General features: G+C 23.5%; 19 protein-coding genes and 1 pseudogene. 12 read left to right on the plus strand and 8 right to left on the minus strand.

The features are described 5' to 3' along the window. Positions 1-277 precede the first annotated feature (277 nt). Positions 278-1,102 (minus strand): annotated as a pseudogene (locus ACQH26_RS06260) (IS256 family transposase); the annotation flags it as partial. Positions 1,103-1,225: 123 nt separating this feature from the next. Between ACQH26_RS06260 and ACQH26_RS06265 the strand changes: the two are divergent. The 3 genes from ACQH26_RS06265 to ACQH26_RS06275 all read left to right on the plus strand — a co-directional run bounded on the left by ACQH26_RS06265 (position 1,226) and on the right by ACQH26_RS06275 (position 2,765). After that, positions 1,226-1,585, plus strand: coding sequence for a helix-turn-helix domain-containing protein (locus ACQH26_RS06265; protein ID WP_425381863.1), 360 nt, complete (start codon positions 1,226-1,228; stop codon positions 1,583-1,585). Positions 1,586-1,625: 40 nt separating this feature from the next. Continuing rightward, positions 1,626-2,114, plus strand: coding sequence for an IS630 family transposase (locus ACQH26_RS06270; RefSeq protein ID WP_425381912.1), 489 nt, complete (start codon positions 1,626-1,628; stop codon positions 2,112-2,114). 183 nt (positions 2,115-2,297) lie between these two features. Continuing rightward, entirely contained in the window at positions 2,298-2,765 is a 468-nt protein-coding gene (locus tag ACQH26_RS06275; protein ID WP_425381970.1) for a hypothetical protein, read from the plus strand. A gap of 128 nt (positions 2,766-2,893) precedes the next feature. Here ACQH26_RS06275 and ACQH26_RS06280 read toward each other — a convergent pair whose 3' ends face one another. Further along, a complete protein-coding gene (locus ACQH26_RS06280; RefSeq protein ID WP_425383069.1) occupies positions 2,894-4,132 on the minus strand; it encodes an IS256 family transposase in 1,239 nt (412 codons plus the stop codon). Positions 4,133-4,316: 184 nt separating this feature from the next. Here ACQH26_RS06280 and ACQH26_RS06285 point away from each other — a divergent pair, with 184 nt between their 5' ends. The 3 genes from ACQH26_RS06285 to ACQH26_RS06295 all read left to right on the plus strand — a co-directional run bounded on the left by ACQH26_RS06285 (position 4,317) and on the right by ACQH26_RS06295 (position 9,844). Continuing rightward, a complete protein-coding gene (locus ACQH26_RS06285; protein ID WP_425381862.1) occupies positions 4,317-4,805 on the plus strand; it encodes an IS630 family transposase in 489 nt (162 codons plus the stop codon). Between the two features lie 489 nt (positions 4,806-5,294). Next, positions 5,295-8,018, plus strand: coding sequence for an alanine--tRNA ligase (gene alaS / locus ACQH26_RS06290; protein ID WP_425381971.1), 2,724 nt, complete (start codon positions 5,295-5,297; stop codon positions 8,016-8,018). 410 nt (positions 8,019-8,428) lie between these two features. Beyond that, positions 8,429-9,844 carry a DUF3626 domain-containing protein gene (locus tag ACQH26_RS06295; protein ID WP_425381972.1) on the plus strand — a complete coding sequence of 472 codons (1,416 nt, stop codon included), beginning with the start codon at positions 8,429-8,431 and terminating at the stop codon, positions 9,842-9,844. A gap of 429 nt (positions 9,845-10,273) precedes the next feature. Here ACQH26_RS06295 and ACQH26_RS06300 read toward each other — a convergent pair whose 3' ends face one another. From ACQH26_RS06300 to ACQH26_RS06310, 3 genes are all read right to left on the minus strand, one after another. Further along, on the minus strand, positions 10,274-10,606 hold the full coding sequence (locus ACQH26_RS06300) for an IS3 family transposase (RefSeq protein ID WP_425381973.1): 333 nt from the start codon (positions 10,604-10,606) through the stop codon (positions 10,274-10,276). Between the two features lie 38 nt (positions 10,607-10,644). Beyond that, positions 10,645-11,076, minus strand: coding sequence for an IS3 family transposase (locus ACQH26_RS06305; RefSeq protein WP_425381974.1), 432 nt, complete (start codon positions 11,074-11,076; stop codon positions 10,645-10,647). Positions 11,077-11,366: 290 nt separating this feature from the next. Next, complete coding sequence (locus tag ACQH26_RS06310; protein WP_425383069.1) at positions 11,367-12,605, minus strand: IS256 family transposase; 1,239 nt, start codon at positions 12,603-12,605, stop codon at positions 11,367-11,369. Between the two features lie 334 nt (positions 12,606-12,939). Between ACQH26_RS06310 and ACQH26_RS06315 the strand changes: the two genes are divergently transcribed. Both ACQH26_RS06315 and ACQH26_RS06320 read left to right on the plus strand, forming a co-directional pair. Continuing rightward, positions 12,940-13,365 (plus strand): IS3 family transposase, encoded by a 426-nt coding sequence (locus ACQH26_RS06315; protein WP_425381975.1) that lies wholly within the window; start codon positions 12,940-12,942, stop codon positions 13,363-13,365. A gap of 14 nt (positions 13,366-13,379) precedes the next feature. Further along, positions 13,380-13,622, plus strand: coding sequence for a hypothetical protein (locus ACQH26_RS06320; RefSeq protein ID WP_425381976.1), 243 nt, complete (start codon positions 13,380-13,382; stop codon positions 13,620-13,622). 2 nt (positions 13,623-13,624) lie between these two features. Here the strand turns inward: ACQH26_RS06320 and ACQH26_RS06325 are convergent, their stop codons facing one another. The 3 genes from ACQH26_RS06325 to ACQH26_RS06335 form a co-directional block, all read right to left on the minus strand. Continuing rightward, the gene (locus ACQH26_RS06325; RefSeq protein ID WP_425381977.1) at positions 13,625-14,119 is read right to left on the minus strand and encodes a transposase family protein; all 495 of its coding nucleotides are present in this window, start codon (positions 14,117-14,119) and stop codon (positions 13,625-13,627) included. A gap of 4 nt (positions 14,120-14,123) precedes the next feature. Next, entirely contained in the window at positions 14,124-14,471 is a 348-nt protein-coding gene (locus ACQH26_RS06330) for a transposase family protein (protein ID WP_425381897.1), read from the minus strand. A gap of 77 nt (positions 14,472-14,548) precedes the next feature. After that, positions 14,549-15,781: an alanine--tRNA ligase-related protein gene (locus ACQH26_RS06335; RefSeq protein WP_425383096.1), complete on the minus strand. Its 1,233-nt coding sequence runs from the start codon at positions 15,779-15,781 to the stop codon at positions 14,549-14,551. A gap of 113 nt (positions 15,782-15,894) precedes the next feature. Between ACQH26_RS06335 and ACQH26_RS06340 the strand changes: the two genes are divergently transcribed. The 4 genes from ACQH26_RS06340 to ACQH26_RS06355 all read left to right on the plus strand — a co-directional run bounded on the left by ACQH26_RS06340 (position 15,895) and on the right by ACQH26_RS06355 (position 17,531). Beyond that, positions 15,895-16,254: a helix-turn-helix domain-containing protein gene (locus tag ACQH26_RS06340; protein ID WP_425381978.1), complete on the plus strand. Its 360-nt coding sequence runs from the start codon at positions 15,895-15,897 to the stop codon at positions 16,252-16,254. 40 nt (positions 16,255-16,294) lie between these two features. Next, entirely contained in the window at positions 16,295-16,783 is a 489-nt protein-coding gene (locus ACQH26_RS06345) for an IS630 family transposase (RefSeq protein WP_425381862.1), read from the plus strand. Between the two features lie 154 nt (positions 16,784-16,937). Next, positions 16,938-17,432 (plus strand): transposase family protein, encoded by a 495-nt coding sequence (locus tag ACQH26_RS06350; protein WP_425381977.1) that lies wholly within the window; start codon positions 16,938-16,940, stop codon positions 17,430-17,432. 9 nt (positions 17,433-17,441) lie between these two features. Beyond that, a complete protein-coding gene (locus ACQH26_RS06355; RefSeq protein WP_425383097.1) occupies positions 17,442-17,531 on the plus strand; it encodes an IS3 family transposase in 90 nt (29 codons plus the stop codon). Positions 17,532-17,535: the final 4 nt, after the last annotated feature.

The following is a 17,535-nucleotide window of genomic DNA, read 5'->3' on the forward strand; positions in this document are numbered from 1 at the left end:
ACTCACAAGTCTACAAATACAAGCACTCACACAAGAACAAATTACTTGATTTACATCTGAACAAATTAAAAATTCACCACAACTTTTATTAAAAAAAGAAGAAATTAAAACTTTTAATCCAAAAGAAATAAATAACTATTATTTAAATAATAAAACTTTAAACAGTAAAATTAAAGATAATGAAAAAATATTATAGAAATTATTATAGGAAATAAGGCTTATTGTAAGCCTTATTGAGGCTTTTATGTAATCTGTGTATCTTTGTTTTACAAAGTTACTAGTTCAGATTAATTCTATCTTCAAATTTTATCATAAAATGAGCAATTGCTGTATTTCAATTTTGAATGGGCATTGTTCATTTTTTTGTTATATTTTCAATTGCTAAGTAAAATATTTTGAAAACTGCCATATCATTAGGAAAAACTTTTTTATTTCTGATAACTTTTCGTAATTGACTATTAACAGATTCAATAGCATTTGTAGTATAAATCACTCTTTTAATTTCTGGTGGATAACTAATAAAAACCATTAAATTATCTCAATTTTTATATCAAGATTTAGTAATTTGCGGATATTGTTTATTTCATTTACTTTCAAATGATTCTAAAGCTTGCATTGCTTGTTCTTCACTACATGCACTATAAATTGGTTTTAAATCTGCAACTAAGGTTTTTCGATGTTTGTATGAAACATATTTTAAACTATTTCTAATTTGATGAACTATGCATAATTGATGTTCAGTTTTAGGATAAACTGCTTGTATTGCTTCTGACATGCCTGTTAAATTATCACTACAAGCAATCAAAATATCATTTAAGCCTCGATTTTTCATTTCTGTAAAATTAGCTAGTCAAAATTTAGAACCTTCATTTTCACTAATTCATAAACCTAAAACATCTTTTTTGCCTTCTAAATCCACTCCTAATGCTATATAAACTGATTTGTTAATAATGCGTTTATCTTGCCGTACTTTAACTACTATACAATCAAAATAAACAATAGAATAAATACTTTCTAATGGTCGATTTTGCCACGCCTTGACATCATCTATCACATCATCAGTAATTTGACTAATAACACTTTCACTAATATCTGCACCATGATATAGCTAACTAAAGTAATGTTTACTCATAAATAATGTAAAATAATAATATGTAATTTAAACAGTTTTTGAATTTAAAAGTACAATTCAGCAATAATTAAAATAGATTAGGAAGATTAAATTATGCCAAAACCATACAGTGAAGACTTACGAAGAAAAGTAATAGAAGCTTATGAAAGTAAAAATATGAAAATTAAAGAAATTTGTAAAGTGTTCAATATCACTAGAAAGACTTTATTTTTATGAAGAAAAAGAAAAAAAGAAACTGGGCATATAAAACCAATTTTGAATTATCAAAAAGGACATAGCCACAAAATAAAGGATTTAGATGAATTAAAAAATTATTTAGCAGAAAATAAAGATGTTACAGTTCAAAAAGTAATTGATAAATTTGGAAATATGACTAAAGAAACAGTTTATAACTATTTTAAAAAACTAAATTATACATATAAAAAAAACTTTTCTATATGAACAAAGAGATAAAAATAAACAAGAAGATTTTTTAAAAGAAATAGCTAAAATAATGAATGAAAATTTAGTATATATTGATGAATCTGGAATTGATGATAATGAATTTTATAAATATGGTTGATCTGAAAAAGGTAAAAGATTATTTGATAATAAACCCGCATATAAAATAAAGAGAATGAGTATAATTGGTTCACTAAATAAAGGTAAATTAAAAGCCTTATGAGCATTTGAAGGACATTGCAATAGTAAAATTTTTGAATCATATGTTAAAAATAAACTAATTCCAGTATTAAAGCGTGGACAAATTATAGTTTTAGATAATGCAACGTTTCATAAATCTAAATTAACACAACAATTAATTGAAAATGCTGGATGCAAACTATTATTTCTTCCGCCATATTCTCCTAATTTAAATCCAATTGAACATTTTTGATTTGCTATAAAACATAATATAAGAAAAATATTACCAAATTATTGACCAAATATTAAAAAAGCTATTGATTTTGTTTTTCAAGATATGAGTAAACATTACTTTAGTTAGCTATATATTAATAGAGCATATGATGAATTTAAAAAAAGAACAATTTATATTTATGAAATTGAACGTTTATTTAAAAATAATGAAAATAATAGTTTAAGATTTTCAGCAAATACTATTAAAATTGGTTTTATTGATATTGATAAAGTATTAAAAACTACTGCTGTTGAAACATCTGATTTTACTATGCAGTTAAATCAAAGAGCAAGTACTAATATTAATGATAATACGATTGAATATAGTATGACTGATATTAAAAATTTAATTTTTCAAGAAATAAATTTATTAAATCAATTTAAGTTATATGCAGTTAGTATAAATGAACCATTAACTGAAAATAATATTGATAATTTATATATTATTAATCATTATTCACAATCTTATCAAAATCCAAAAACAAGAAGTACTAAAAGTATTACTATTATTAAAATTAAAGATTTTAAAACAAGAGATGGTTATCCAATAATTATTAAATTACAAAAACCATTAGACAAAGATACCAAAGTAATTGGTTTAAAAATTAAAGCACCTAGAAGCATGATTTTCGGCAATATAAAGGTACTTGGTGAAGTTGATGATATGGAAGTATACCCAAAGTTATTTGTCAAAGATAAAATAGCATTTCCGTTATTATCAATGCCTATTGAAACTTAACCAAAAGTTAGAATACTAGAACAATGATTTAGTGAACAAATATTACCTTGAAATTTAGCAAAACAATTTATAGGACAAGAAAAATCGAGGCTTTTATGTAATCTGTGTATCTTTGTTTTACAAAGTTACTAGTTCAGATTAATTCTATCTTCAAATTTTATCATAAAATGAGCAATTGCTGTATTTCAATTTTGAATGGGCATTGTTCATTTTTTTGTTATATTTTCAATTGCTAAGTAAAATATTTTGAAAACTGCCATATCATTAGGAAAAACTTTTTTATTTCTGATAACTTTTCGTAATTGACTATTAACAGATTCAATAGCATTTGTAGTATAAATCACTCTTTTAATTTCTGGTGGATAACTAATAAAAACCATTAAATTATCTCAATTTTTATATCAAGATTTAGTAATTTGCGGATATTGTTTATTTCATTTACTTTCAAATGATTCTAAAGCTTGCATTGCTTGTTCTTCACTACATGCACTATAAATTGGTTTTAAATCTGCAACTAAGGTTTTTCGATGTTTGTATGAAACATATTTTAAACTATTTCTAATTTGATGAACTATGCATAATTGATGTTCAGTTTTAGGATAAACTGCTTGTATTGCTTCTGACATGCCTGTTAAATTATCACTACAAGCAATCAAAATATCATTTAAGCCTCGATTTTTCATTTCTGTAAAATTAGCTAGTCAAAATTTAGAACCTTCATTTTCACTAATTCATAAACCTAAAACATCTTTTTTGCCTTCTAAATCCACTCCTAATGCTATATAAACTGATTTGTTAATAATGCGTTTATCTTGCCGTACTTTAACTACTATACAATCAAAATAAACAATAGAATAAATACTTTCTAATGGTCGATTTTGCCACGCCTTGACATCATCTATCACATCATCAGTAATTTGACTAATAACACTTTCACTAATATCTGCACCATGATATAACTCTTGCAACTGCATTCTAATATCTGATAAAGTCATTCCTTTGGCATATAGTGAAAGAACTTGTTGATCAAAGCCATCAAATCTTCTCTGTCTTTTTGCAACTATTACAGGAGTAAAATCACTATTACGATCTCTTGGTACATTAATTTCAATTTTACCTTGTTGAGTTATTAATTTTTTTGAACTTATACCATTACGAGCATTTTCACTATTACTATGTTGATTTTTTTCATACCCTAAATAATTTTGCATTTCAGAATTTAACATCTTTTCTACTAATCTTTTTGTTAATTCTTTATATAATCCTCCTTCTTTAAATACTGTTGTTAAATCTTCAGTATTTTCTAGTAATAAATCTACTGCTTTTGATATTGGATCATTATTATTAATACTTTGTTTTTTAGCCATCTGTAACTCACTCTTTCTAGTCATTTAATTATATTTACTAGAATTAATTAAACATAGTTATTTTTGTAAGTTACACAGATTACTAAACATTACCTTAAAAATTATACATATAAAAAAAACTTTTCTATATGAACAAAGAGATAAAAATAAACAAGAAGATTTTTTAAAAGAAATAGCTAAAATAATGAATGAAGATTTAGTATATATTGATGAATCTGGAATTGATGATAATGAATTTTATAAATATGGTTGATCTGAAAAAGGTAAAAGATTATTTGATAATAAACCCGCATATAAAATAAAGAGAATGAGTATAATTGGTTCACTAAATAAAGGTAAATTAAAAGCCTTATGAGCATTTGAAGGACATTGCAATAGTAAAATTTTTGAATCATATGTTAAAAATAAACTAATTCCAGTATTAAAGCGTGGACAAATTATAGTTTTAGATAATGCAACGTTTCATAAATCTAAATTAACACAACAATTAATTGAAAATGCTGGATGCAAACTATTATTTCTTCCGCCATATTCTCCTAATTTAAATCCAATTGAACATTTTTGATTTGCTATAAAACATAATATAAGAAAAATATTACCAAATTATTGACCAAATATTAAAAAAGCTATTGATTTTGTTTTTCAAGATATGAGTAAACATTACTTTAGTTAGCTATAATTTAATGATAAATTTTTATTTTTTAAAAGTTATTCTAAGCAAATCTTAACTAAAGTTTATATCTGAAAAAATGAATATACAATAAAAAAAATACCAGTTAAATTATATTTTTAATTAAATAGAAAAAATCTTTCTTGTAATTTTTATTATATAAAGTTAATAATTAATATTTTTTTCTTTTTAATTTATAAAAATATTTCATAATTTTATCTTTTTGCTTGTAATAACTAATATTTATGGTTAATATTAATATTAAAATTAATATTTATATTAATCTAAATTAGATAAGTATAATTAATAATAATTAGTTTTCAACGAGAGTGAATAGTGTAAGCACTTAACCATTATTAATTAGAAGCTCCTAATTTAACAATTTTAATCATTAATTAAGCGCATTTACTTTGTAAGTGAATTAGGATGGTACCGCGTTAAAAAACGTTTCTATTTTGATAGGAATTTTTATTATTTTGAGGAGAAATTATTATGTCAATAAAATGAACAACAGATAAAGTTAGAACAACTTGATTAAATTTTTTTAAAAGTTATGATCATCACATTTTAGAAAGTGCATCACTTGTTCCAAATGATGATCCTTCACTATTGTGGATTAATTCTGGAGTTGCTACATTAAAACCATATTTTGATGGACGACAAACCCCAATTGCTAAAAGATTAGCAAATTCACAAAAAGCAATTAGAACTAATGATATTGAAAATATTGGTATTACAGCAAGACATCAAACTTTTTTTGAAATGTTAGGTAATTTTTCAATTGGTGATTATTTTAAAAAAGAAGCTATTATTTGAGGATGGGAATTTTTAACTAGTAAAAAATGATTAAATTTAGATGCTAATTTATTATATGTAACAGTTTTTAATGAAGATGAAGAAACATATAATTTATGATTAAATATTATTAAATTACCAAAAGAACGTATTATTAAAGGTACAAGATCTACTAACTTTTGAGATATGGGTCAAGGTCCTTGTGGCCCTAATACTGAAATTTATTATGATCGTGGTATTAAATATGATCCCGAAAATATTGGTATTAAATTATTAAAAGATGATATTGAAAATGATCGTTATATTGAAATTTGAAATATTGTTTTTTCACAATTTAATAATGATGGCAAAAATAATTATACTGATTTACCAAGAAAAAATATTGATACTGGTGCAGGATTAGAAAGACTAGTAGCAATTTTACAAAATGTGCCAACTAACTTTGATACTGATTTATTTCAAAATATTATTCATGAATGTGAAAAATTGACAAATTTTCGTTATGATATTAATAATTATTTTACACAAGAGATTAAGCAAAAAACTATTAATACTGCATTTAAAATTATTGCTGATCATATTCGTTGCTTAGTTTTTGCAATTAGTGATGGTGTTTTTCCTAGTAATAAAGATCGTGGTTATGTATTACGAAGATTGATTAGAAGAGCTGTTGTATATGGACAAAAACTTAATATTAATGAACCATTTTTGTTTAAGTTAGTTTCAATTATTATAAAAGTTATAGGTCAACATTATCAAGAATTACATGAAAAAGTCGATTTAGTAACTAATATTATTAAAAGCGAAGAATTAAAATTTTGAACAACATTAATAACAGGAAAACAATTATTATTACAAGTTATTAGTGATAATAAAAAAGTAGATGCAACTGCGGCTTTTAAATTATTTGATACCTATGGTTATCCTATTGAATTAACATTAGAGATTGCAAATGAAGAAAATGCTACTGTTGATTTAAAAGGTTTTCAAAAGTTATTGGATAACAGTAAAGATAATACAAGAAAAGTAAGAATTAATCATCAAGCATTAACAATTCAATCTTCATTACTAACTAATTTAAAAGTTCCTTCAACCTTTGTTGGTTATGATAAAGAACAAATAAATACAAATATTGTTTTTATGTTTAAATCAGAGCATGAGGTAAAATTTTTAAAAAATGAAAAAGGTTATTTAATTTTAAATGAAACGCCTTTTTATGCAGAAAAGGGGGGGCAAGCATCTGATGATGGTATTATCAAAGGAGAAAATGGAACGGCCTCTGTTATTGATGTACAACAAGGACCACAAAAACAGCATATTCATCAAGTGGAAGTAAAAGGTGAATTAACACAAACAGAAATTGTTGAAGCACAAATTAATAGTTCACATCGTTTTTATACAAGAAAAAATCATTCAGGAACTCATTTATTACATGCTGCTTTAAGAAAATTATTGGGTTTACATGTTATGCAATCTGGAAGTTTTAATAATTATCAATATTTACGATTAGATTTTAGTCATTATCAAATGTTAACTTTAGAACAAATTATAAGTATAGAACAACAAGTAAGTAAATGAATTAAAGGTAAATATCCTTGTGAAATTATTTATTGTACATATGAAGAAGCAATCAAAATTGGAGCTTTAGCTTTTTTTGGTGAAAAATATGAAGAAAAAGTTCGAGTAATTAAGTTTGGTGATTTTTCAATTGAACTTTGTGGGGGTACTCATTGTTATAATTCACAAGAAGTAGAACAATTATTAATAACTAATGTTGAATCAAAAGGATCTGGTTCTTATCGAATTCATGCTTTAATATCATTAAAAACTATTAATGAATACTTAACACAACAAATAATGATGATTAAAGAACAAAGCAATAATTTATTTATTCAATATCAAAAAAATAAAGATAATTGTATGCAAGAAGAAATTGAAAAAATATATGATGCTATTAATAACTTAAAAGTGGTAGCTGCTGATTGAAGAAAGGGAAAAATGTTATTACTAGAATTACATGGTTTATTTAAAAAATGACAAATTAATTTTGAAGAATTAAATCGTCAGAAGATAGTGAAAAAATATTTAACTTTAGTTCCAAAAAATGAAAATAATTATAAACTATTAATTGCAAATTTTGAAAATTTAGATATTAAAACATTAAGAGAAATAATTGAACATTATCGTAATCAATATCAAAATATTATTATTATTTTTATTAATAAAATTAATAATCAAGAATATTTAGTATTAGTTGCTTCAAGTAAAGAATTGCATAATAATAAACAATATCAAAGTAATAATATTTTACAAAAAATATTAAAAACATATAATGGTAAGGGTGGCGGTAGCCCAATCTTAGCGCAAGGGAAGATTGATAAGTTTATTACAGAAAAAGAAATTAATAAAATTATATATTAAACTTAATACTTATATGTATTAATTTATATAAATATTATGATATACAATAATATATGTTCAACATCAATAATGTTTTACAATCATATATAACATTATTATAGTAATTGCATAATCTTTTATAATTTCTTATTGATGAAATATAGGAAAATAGTAGTGATAATAATTTTGGAAAAAATATATTTTTTTAATTAATAACTTGTATTTTTTCTAAAATTTAATAAAATGAGTAAGTGTAAACTAAATATTGGTTTTTTAACTCATTATTTTAATTTAAAAAATAAATGAGTTTTTATTGTATTTAATAAATAAAAAACATAAAAAATACAATAGGTGTATTGGAAATACTCTATTGCTTAGACCAATAAAATAGATTTCAAATGTTCATCTTAAGTATAGAGGAGATAAATATTATGACATATATCAAACAATCTGATTTATCACATATTAATGGTGGTTTTTCTTCAACTTCATCAAATAATTCAAAAGATGAAGAAAAATTAAAAAAAGAGATTTGTGGTCAATTGTTTAGAAGTGAAATTTTACATCAAATTTATGAACTATGCGAATCCTCTCAACAAGAAGATTATGAATCTGCTTTAAAAATATTATCTAAAAAATGCAAGATGAGTCAAGAAAATGCAAAAGATTTATTAGAAAAGATTACTAAAATATTACAATCATCAAGGTTAACAATTAATTTTGATTTTTCAAAAATATACGATATTGATAATAAATGATCAGAGGTTTTAAATTGTTTTGCTTATAAGGAAAAACCAAATGAAATTTCTAACTATAATGTAGGTCGAGCAAATGTAGAGGAAGTTGCATTTTATCTAAATCAATTATTTGATAATAGTAAATATGAAAAATTTGGACGTTTTTCAACCCCTACTGGCGATCAAACAAAAAAAAGTGCTAATTTTCAGTGAACAAGTAGACCTTGCTATGCAGCATTAGATTTTTTGGAAAATCCTATGGGTGGAGCTCCTATGTATGGAAAATCTTTTATTATACTAAAAGATTATGTAAAACATAATTGTACATATAGTCCTTATGATACGTATTCACCACCTACGTTCAGTGGTGGGAAATTAAAAGATAAAATATCTACTTTTTTTCACTTCCCAAGATTGATAAGATATTGTCAAAATGATTTATTTGGATATAATTGTTTAGAAAGTTTAATTAATAAAGCTAATGGAAAAAAAATTGTTCCTCATCGTAATTATGGTAAAAGTGAAGGAAATTATATAGAGGCTCATATTTATTCTAGAATCTTATTTGCACGTGATATAAAACAAATTTGCTTATCAAAAGCGGAATTTGATAGTCATACACCTAATAAACAAAAACAAATATTAGAAAAAATAAATGAAATAAACTCATGTCTAGGAACTTCATTTATTATATTCATAACTCAAGAAGAATACAAAATAAAACAAGAAGAAAGACATTTAGAAGATAAATTATCATTAAAACAAGAAAAAATAACAAAATTAAAAAGTGATATTGTCAAGCTAGAGAAAAAAAAGATAAATCCAATTTTAAATTTTGTTATTAAAGTTTTTAGTTTTGGATGTATTAATAAAAATAAAGAAATAAAAGAAATAATAAATGCTAAAAATATTGAAATTAAAAATTTGTTATTAGACATAAAAAATAATGAAACACCAAATTCACCATTAATTTCAAGGGAAACTATGCCATTATTACAAGATCAAAAAGTAACTGATGAAAAAAAATTTGATAAACAATTAGCAAATGATGAAGAATTAAATAATCCCTTTTTAAACAGTTGTTCAAATTCACAACAAAATCTTCTTTAATAAAATATATATTGAACCATTTTAATAACTATACTGATATTATTATTTTTCTATTTTTTTTAATTAAATATGGTAAAGTTAAATCATAAAAATTATATATCATAGTTACTATTAAAATTTTTGGGAGCATACCGATGTTGTCTATAACATTCATTAAATGTCTATAAATTATAAAGTTAGACGAGAATAATTTAGACTTCAATATGCAATTGTATATTTATCTTAACACTTAATAAATATTAATCAACAATAATACTTACTTTAATAACTCAAAAATTCTTATTAAAGTTTACTTTAATAAGTTTTTAATATGTTATAATGTAATAAAGTCCTTTAAGATAAACCGTATAGCACTATTATGTCCACCACCAGCAAATTGTTGAGCAACAGTATTAACTTTAATCATTGGAATGGCAACACTTTTTAGGACTATTTTTTGGTAGACATTTGTTTTTGATAATTAACTGGAGTTAAGTAGTTTAAAGTGCTGTGGATTCTTATGTTGTTGTATCAATTGATGTAATCAAATAATTCTAATTTTAATTGGATTAATGATCTAAAATTTTTATCATTAATAAATTCAGTTTTGAAAGTTTTAAAAGTTGCTTCAGCAACAGCATTGTCATAAGGACAACCTTTTTTGCTTAAAGAGCGAGTAATATTGAATGCTAGTAAAAGTTTATCAATAATTTTATTATTAAATTCATTACCACAATCACTATGAAATATTTGAATATCTTTTAAACAGCGATTTGATTGCATAAATGCTTGATGTACTAATAAGGCATCTTTTCTAGTACCTACACACTATGTCCAATAATTTCGCGGTTAAATAGGTCAATTAATAAGCAAATATAGTTTCATTTACCATTAACTTGAACATAAGTTAAATCACTGACAATAACTTCATTTTTAAGCCTATTATTAAAGTTTCTATTCACAAGATTAGTGATTTTTTCATCATTTACTTTGTTATTATGATTTTTGAATGATAATTTAGTGTATTTTGATATTAAATTATGCTTATTCATAATTTCTTTAATTTTTCGTCTTGATAAATAAATTTCTTGGTTTTCTAATATTACTTTTAATCTTCTTGTTCCATAAACACATTTATTTTCTTTAAAAGCACTAATAATAGCTTCATCATAAATATTATTTTGAATTTTATTTTCTTTTTTCTTTAAATTAAAATAATATGTTGATTTAGAAATTTTTAAAAAATGACACATTGTGCGAATTTTATATTTAAACTTATTGTTTGTAATAATTTCTATTTTCTGCCTATTATTAGTGCTGCTTGCTTTAAAATATCATTTTCCATTCGTAATTGTTTTAATTCTTTTCTTAATTTAATTAATTCATTTTCTTCAACAGAACGATTATCTTTAGCTTTAAAACTACCTGAATTAGTAAATTGCTTAATTCAATTATAAGTAGCTGCTCTTGTAACATTATATTCTTTAGCAAGGTAAGATACGAGGCTTTTATGTAATCTGTGTATCTTTGTTTTACAAAGTTACTAGTTCAGATTAATTCTATCTTCAAATTTTATCATAAAATGAGCAATTGCTGTATTTCAATTTTGAATGGGCATTGTTCATTTTTTTGTTATATTTTCAATTGCTAAGTAAAATATTTTGAAAACTGCCATATCATTAGGAAAAACTTTTTTATTTCTGATAACTTTTCGTAATTGACTATTAACAGATTCAATAGCATTTGTAGTATAAATCACTCTTTTAATTTCTGGTGGATAACTAATAAAAACCATTAAATTATCTCAATTTTTATATCAAGATTTAGTAATTTGCGGATATTGTTTATTTCATTTACTTTCAAATGATTCTAAAGCTTGCATTGCTTGTTCTTCACTACATGCACTATAAATTGGTTTTAAATCTGCAACTAAGGTTTTTCGATGTTTGTATGAAACATATTTTAAACTATTTCTAATTTGATGAACTATGCATAATTGATGTTCAGTTTTAGGATAAACTGCTTGTATTGCTTCTGACATGCCTGTTAAATTATCACTACAAGCAATCAAAATATCATTTAAGCCTCGATTTTTCATTTCTGTAAAATTAGCTAGTCAAAATTTAGAACCTTCATTTTCACTAATTCATAAACCTAAAACATCTTTTTTGCCTTCTAAATCCACTCCTAATGCTATATAAACTGATTTGTTAATAATGCGTTTATCTTGCCGTACTTTAACTACTATACAATCAAAATAAACAATAGAATAAATACTTTCTAATGGTCGATTTTGCCACGCCTTGACATCATCTATCACATCATCAGTAATTTGACTAATAACACTTTCACTAATATCTGCACCATGATATAACTCTTGCAACTGCATTCTAATATCTGATAAAGTCATTCCTTTGGCATATAGTGAAAGAACTTGTTGATCAAAGCCATCAAATCTTCTCTGTCTTTTTGCAACTATTACAGGAGTAAAATCACTATTACGATCTCTTGGTACATTAATTTCAATTTTACCTTGTTGAGTTATTAATTTTTTTGAACTTATACCATTACGAGCATTTTCACTATTACTATGTTGATTTTTTTCATACCCTAAATAATTTTGCATTTCAGAATTTAACATCTTTTCTACTAATCTTTTTGTTAATTCTTTATATAATCCTCCTTCTTTAAATACTGTTGTTAAATCTTCAGTATTTTCTAGTAATAAATCTACTGCTTTTGATATTGGATCATTATTATTAATACTTTGTTTTTTAGCCATCTGTAACTCACTCTTTCTAGTCATTTAATTATATTTACTAGAATTAATTAAACATAGTTATTTTTGTAAGTTACACAGATTACTAAACATTACCTAAGATACTGATTTGCCGCTTTGATATAAAGCTACTATTTGTTTTTTAAATTCATCGGTATATGAATTAATATTGGCCATAATTATAGTTCCTTTCTTTCAACTAATTTGTTCACTTGTCTACGTAATTAGTGTCCAATAAAGTGTAACCCATCCAAGCTTCATCATAAATATTATTTTAAATTTTATTTTCTTTTTTCTTTAAATTAAAATAATATGTTGATTTAGAAATTTTTAAAAAATGACACATTGTGCGAATTTTATATTTAAACTTATTGTTTGTAATAATTTCTATTTTCTGCCTATTATTAGTGCTTTTAAAGAAAATAAATGTGTTTATGGAACAAGAAGATTAAAAGTAATATTAGAAAACCAAGAAATTTATTTATCAAGACGAAAAATTAAAGAAATTATGAATAAGCATAATTTAATATCAAAATACACTAAATTATCATTCAAAAATCATAATAACAAAGTAAATGATGAAAAAATCACTAATCTTGTGAATAGAAACTTTAATAATAGGCTTAAAAATGAAGTTATTGTCAGTGATTTAACTTATGTTCAAGTTAATGGTAAATGAAACTATATTTGCTTATTAATTGACCTATTTAACCGCGAAATTATTGGACATAGTGTAGGTACTAGAAAAAAGATGCCTTATTAGTACATCAAGCATTTATGCAATCAAATCGCTGTTTAAAAGATATTCAAATATTTCATAGTGATTGTGGTAATGAATTTAATAATAAAATTATTGATAAACTTTTACTAGCATTCAATATTACTCGCTCTTTAAGCAAAAAAGGTTGTCCTTATGACAATGCTGTTGCTGAAGCAACTTTTAAAACTTTCAAAACTGAATTTATTAATGATAAAAATTTTAGATCATTAATCCAATTAAAATTAGAATTATTTGATTAGACTTACTGCATAACGTTTTTAAGTTTTAATGATAAATTATAAAATCCTGCAATTAAATTAAATCTTAAAAATATTCGTTTTCTAGCTTTTCTAAATTTATAACCAATAATTTTAAAACATTTTAAAAATGCAAAAACATGTTCAATTTTTCTGCGAGTTTTATTAATAATCTTATTAAAAATTTTAATTTTACTTGTTTTAGGATTATTTTTACTAGTTTTAATGGGTAAAAATGTATTACTATGAATTTTTTGTAAACCTTGATAACCTTTATCTGCAAGAATTACAGTTTCTGACAAAAATTCTAACTTTGAATTTTTAAAAGTTTTAAAATCATGATTTTTACCAGTATCAGGAAAAATATTTAAAATTTCATTAGTATGTGCATTAATTATGGTTTGAAACTTAACAGTATGCATTCATTTTTTGCCAGAAAATCAATCTTTTTGATTATATTTTGGTCGTTCTGTTTCTACTTCTGTTACATCAATTATCAAAATTTTATTTTTGAATTCTTCTTTTTAAAAAAATATTTTTATTTGTTAAATTATTAAACTTATTATTATTTATTAAAATGTCTTCAATTGAACGAATATTTCGTAAAGCAGTAGTATCAACCATATCATACTCAGCACCAATACTATGATATGTACGATTTTCATATAAATATCTTAAAGTCATTACTAGTCTATCTTCTATTGACATTTTATATGGCCTTCCACCAGTGGTATTTTTTAGATTTTGATGATCTAATAAAATATTTAAAATTTCATTAAAAACTAGTTTATTAATACCAACTATTTTACGAAAATATTGATCCGGTTTATCTTTTAATTCAAAATATGTCATAAAATTTATCCTTAACTATTCAAATTTTATTTTAATAATAACAAAAAAATGAAAAGTTAACTAGTTATGCAGTAAGTCTATTGAATAAATAAATTATTGCTTTGTTCTTTAATCATCATTATTTGTTGTGTTAAGTATTCATTAATAGTTTTTAATGATATTAAAGCATGAATTCGATAAGAACCAGATCCTTTTGATTCAACATTAGTTATTAATAATTGTTCTACTTCTTGTGAATTATAACAATGAGTACCCCCACAAAGTTCAATTGAAAAATCACCAAACTTAATTACTCGAACTTTTTCTTCATATTTTTCACCAAAAAAAGCTAAAACTCCAATTTTGATTGCTTCTTCATATGTACAATAAATAATTTCACAAGGATATTTACCTTTAATTCATTTACTTACTTGTTGTTCTATACTTATAATTTGTTCTAAAGTTAACATTTGATAATGACTAAAATCTAATCGTAAATATTGATAATTATTAAAACTTCCAGATTGCATAACATGTAAACCCAATAATTTTCTTAAAGCAGCATGTAATAAATGAGTTCCTGAATGATTTTTTCTTGTATAAAAACGATGTGAACTATTAATTTGTGCTTCAACAATTTCTGTTTGTGTTAATTCACCTTTTACTTCCACTTGATGAATATGCTGTTTTTGTGGTCCTTGTTGTACATCAATAACAGAGGCCGTTCCATTTTCTCCTTTGATAATACCATCATCAGATGCTTGCCCCCCCTTTTCTGCATAAAAAGGCGTTTCATTTAAAATTAAATAACCTTTTTCATTTTTTAAAAATTTTACCTCATGCTCTGATTTAAACATAAAAACAATATTTGTATTTATTTGTTCTTTATCATAACCAACAAAGGTTGAAGGAACTTTTAAATTAGTTAGTAATGAAGATTGAATTGTTAATGCTTGATGATTAATTCTTACTTTTCTTGTATTATCTTTACTGTTATCCAATAACTTTTGAAAACCTTTTAAATCAACAGTAGCATTTTCTTCATTTGCAATCTCTAATGTTAATTCAATAGGATAACCATAGGTATCAAATAATTTAAAAGCCGCAGTTGCATCTACTTTTTTATTATCACTAATAACTTGTAATAATAATTGTTTTCCTGTTATTAATGTTGTTCAAAATTTTAATTCTTCGCTTTTAATAATATTAGTTACTAAATCGACTTTTTCATGTAATTCTTGATAATGTTGACCTATAACTTTTATAATAATTGAAACTAACTTAAACAAAAATGGTTCATTAATATTAAGTTTTTGTCCATATATAGCTAACTAAAGTAATATTTACTCATAAATAATGTAAAATAATAATATGTAATTTAAACAGTTTTTGAATTTAAAAGTACAATTCAGCAATAATTAAAATAGATTAGGAAGATTAAATTATGCCAAAACCATACAGTGAAGACTTACGAAGAAAAGTAATAGAAGCTTATGAAAATAAAAATATGAAAATTAAAGAAATTTGTAAAGTGTTCAATATCACTAGAAAGACTTTATTTTTATGAAAAAAAAGAAAAAAAGAAACTGGGCATATAAAACCAATTTTGAATTATCAAAAAGGACATAGCCACAAAATAAAGGATTTAGATGAATTAAAAAATTATTTAGCAGAAAATAAAGATGTTACAGTTCAAAAAGTAATTGATAAATTTGGAAATATGACTAAAGAAACAGTTTATAACTATTTTAAAAAACTAAATTATACATATAAAAAAAACTTTTCTATATGAACAAAGAGATAAAAATAAACAAGAAGATTTTTTAAAAGAAATAGCTAAAATAATGAATGAAGATTTAGTATATATTGATGAATCTGGAATTGATGATAATGAATTTTATAAATATGGTTGATCTGAAAAAGGTAAAAGATTATTTGATAATAAACCCGCATATAAAATAAAGAGAATGAGTATAATTGGTTCACTAAATAAAGGTAAATTAAAAGCCTTATGAGCATTTGAAGGACATTGCAATAGTAAAATTTTTGAATCATATGTTAAAAATAAACTAATTCCAGTATTAAAGCGTGGACAAATTATAGTTTTAGATAATGCAACGTTTCATAAATCTAAATTAACACAACAATTAATTGAAAATGCTGGATGCAAACTATTATTTCTTCCGCCATATTCTCCTAATTTAAATCCAATTGAACATTTTTGATTTGCTATAAAACATAATATAAGAAAAATATTACCAAATTATTGACCAAATATTAAAAAAGCGATTGATTTTGTTTTTCAAGATATGAGTAAACATTACTTTAGTTAGCTATATCATAGTATTGGTGCTGAGTATGATATGGTTGATACTACTGCTTTACGAAATATTCGTTCAATTGAAGACATTTTAATAAATAATAATAAGTTTAATAATTTAACAAATAAAAATATTTTTTTAAAAAGAAGAATTCAAAAATAAAATTTTGATAATTGATGTAACAGAAGTAGAAACAGAACGACCAAAATATAATCAAAAAGATTGATTTTCTGGCAAAAAATGAATGCATACTGTTAAGTTTCAAACCATAATTAATGCACATACTAATGAAATTTTAAATATTTTTCCTGATACTGGTAAAAATCATGATTTTAAAACTTTTAAAAATTCAAAGTTAGAATTTTTGTCAGAAACTGTAATTCTTGCAGATAAAGGTTATCAAGGTTTACAAAAAATTCATAGTAATACATTTTTACCCATTAAAACTAGTAAAAATAATCCTAAAACAAGTAAAATTAAAATTTTTAATAAGATTATTAATAAAACTCGCAGAAAAATTGAACATGTTTTTGCATTTTTAAAATGTTTTAAAATTATTGGTTATAAATTTAGAAAAGCTAGAAAACGAATATTTTTAAGATTTAATTTAATTGCAGGATTTTATAATTTATCATTAAAACTTAAAAACGTTATGCAGTAAGTCTATTACATCAATTGATACAACAACATAAGAATCCACAGCACTTTAAACTACTTAACTCCAGTTAATTATCAAAAACAAATGTCTACCAAAAAATAGTCCT

This window comes from Spiroplasma endosymbiont of Melieria omissa (assembly GCF_964031175.1).
GTDB lineage: Bacteria > Bacillota_I > Bacilli_A > Mycoplasmatales > VBWQ01 > Spiroplasma_E > Spiroplasma_E ixodetis_A.